The sequence below is a fragment of the Kitasatospora sp. NPDC007106 genome, from assembly GCF_040634455.1.
GTDB lineage: Bacteria > Actinomycetota > Actinomycetes > Streptomycetales > Streptomycetaceae > Kitasatospora > Kitasatospora arboriphila.
The window spans coordinates 1-2,142 of sequence record NZ_JBEYFP010000941.1; the positions used below are offsets into that span (position 1 = coordinate 1).

Here is a 2,142-nt window from a genome sequence, read left to right on the forward strand (position 1 = left end):
CCCCGCCAAGACCGCCGCGGCGGCGGCCGCGAGCAGGCGCCGGTGGTCAACTCCGTGATGGCCGACGCCCTCCGCCGGGCGGGCCTGACCCGGTAGGGCGCGTCCTCGAAGGGCAGCCGGGTGGTTGATCCAGGGGCGCGGACGCCTTTGAGGACACCGCCCACGGCGTGAGGCCGCCGGGGGCGCGGGGGCAACCCCGCACCCCCGGCGGGCACCCGTGTCGGGGCGCGTGCGGCCGCCCGCTATCCTCCCCAGGTCATCCATGATCGCCGGGGAGGAAACCCATGGGCCGCCGCCGCGCCCTGCTCACCGCTCTTGCCGTCGCAGCCGCCGTCACCACGGGCTGCGCATCGAAGGCCGAACCGTCCGCCGCGCCCGGCGCGGTGGCTCCGGCCGCCGCCGCGCCGGGCTCCGCCGCCCCCGCCACCCCGTCCCCCGCCGCCGCTGCCCCGGCCGACGCCGAGATCCCCGACGGCTACGACGGGACCCGCGACGCCGCCGCCGACATCAAGGCCGCGCTCGCCCTCTCCGCGACCGACCACCGCCAGGTGCTGCTCGACTTCGGAGCGGACTGGTGCCCGGACTGCCACGTCCTCGACAAGCTGTTCCGCGCCGGCCAGGTCGCACCGCTGCTCCACAGCGACTACCGGGTGGTCGCCGTCGACGTCGGCCAGTTCGACCACAACCTCGACCTCGCCGCCCGCTACGTCGACCTGCAGCGGAGCGGCATCCCCGCCCTGGTCGTGCTCGCCCCCGACGGCACCGTCCGCACCGCCACCAACGACGGCTCCTTCTCCAACGCCCGCTCGATGGACGCCGCCGGGGTCGCCGCCTTCCTCAAGCGCTGGTCCGCGAAGTGACGCTCCGCGCCCGGTCCGCCGCCGTCCTCGGCGCGGCGCTTCTGCTGCCGCTCGGCTGCGCCGGGCCGGGCCGGACGGAGGCCGCGCCGTCGGGCCGCTACACCGGCGGCGGCGTCACGGTCGAACTCCGGCTGGACGCCGCCGGCGCGTCGCCCCGGCTCCTGCGGGCCACCTTCACCCCGCAAGAGCCGGGCTTCCACCTCTACAGCGTCGACCTGCCCGACGGGGGAGTCTCCGGGCTCGGCATCCCCACCAGGCTCGGGCTCAACGGCTCGCTCGCCGCGGCCGGCGCGCCGACGGCCGACCGGCCGCTGCTGACCGTCAGCCCGTCCGGCCTCGGCGTCGCCCTGCCGGTCTACCCGGACGGGCCGGTGACCCTCACCGTGCCGGTCCGCGGCACCGGCACGGGCCCGGCCGGAGCCGTGATCAGCTACGGCGCCTGCAGTGCGCAGCGCTGCCTCGTTCCCGTCGTGCGGCAGGTCGTCCCGCTCGACCCGTCCTGAGGGCCGGGGCGGCCCGGAGCGCCGGGGCGGCCCCGGGCCGGGGTGCGGCCGGGAGCGGGGCGCGGTCAGCCGCGGGCCGCGCGGGACTCCACCGCGAGGGCCACCAGTTCGCCCCACCAGGCCTCCCGGCCGCGCACCAGCAGGCGCTGGGCCTCCTCGGCGGGCATCGCCCGTACCTCGACGACCTGTTCGCCGTCGTCGGGGTTGGTCGGCAGGGAGTCCACCACCACCTCGGCCCAGCCCCACAGCCAGGCCTTCTCGGGGTGGGGCTGCCACGGCCGGTACGGCTCCGGGGCGTCGGTGACGGCGTGGTGGTGGCCGATCCAGACCGGCGGGGAGAGCAGCCGCGCCCCCGCCTCCTCGCGCAACTCCCGCTCCAGGCAGGATTCCACCGTCTCGGCCGCCTCACGGGTGCCGCCCGGCAGGAACCAGTGCCCGCGGGCGTCCCTGCAGAGCACCACCCCGCCTTCGGTGAAGCCCACCAGATGGATGTTGGTGATCAGTTCGTCCGGCGGGAGCTCCGTCGAGAACTGCGCGTCGATACCGCCCCACGCCCACCGCTGCGGGGCGTGCAGGTGCGGGAACCGGGCCGCCAGGGCCGCGAGTTCCCCTGCTCTGTCCGTGGTGTCCGTCATTGATCGATCCTAGTCCGCCGACCGCCCCGCCGATGCGCGTTCGGGCACGCGTCTACCGGAAGGGTGAGCCGTCGTTCAAGGACCGTGCGCGGGCGCACGGGCCCGGACGTGCGAAGGCCCGCCGGACGCCCGCGCCGAGGCGGC

The 2,142-nt window shown here is 76.9% G+C and carries 3 protein-coding genes; 2 read left to right on the top strand and 1 reads right to left on the bottom strand.

Annotation, left to right across the window (positions count from 1 at the left end):
* Positions 1–284 precede the first annotated feature (284 nt).
* On the top strand, positions 285–860 hold the full coding sequence (locus tag ABZ641_RS34250; RefSeq protein ID WP_359988236.1) for a thioredoxin family protein: 576 nt from the start codon (positions 285–287) through the stop codon (positions 858–860).
* Complete coding sequence (locus ABZ641_RS34255; RefSeq protein WP_359988238.1) at positions 857–1,363, top strand: hypothetical protein; 507 nt, start codon at positions 857–859, stop codon at positions 1,361–1,363. Before ABZ641_RS34250 ends, ABZ641_RS34255 begins: the two co-directional genes overlap by 4 nt.
* A gap of 65 nt (positions 1,364–1,428) precedes the next feature.
* Here ABZ641_RS34255 and ABZ641_RS34260 read toward each other — a convergent pair whose 3' ends face one another.
* Positions 1,429–1,998, bottom strand: coding sequence for an NUDIX domain-containing protein (locus ABZ641_RS34260; protein ID WP_344626058.1), 570 nt, complete (start codon positions 1,996–1,998; stop codon positions 1,429–1,431).
* Between the last annotated feature and the right edge of the window lie 144 nt (positions 1,999–2,142).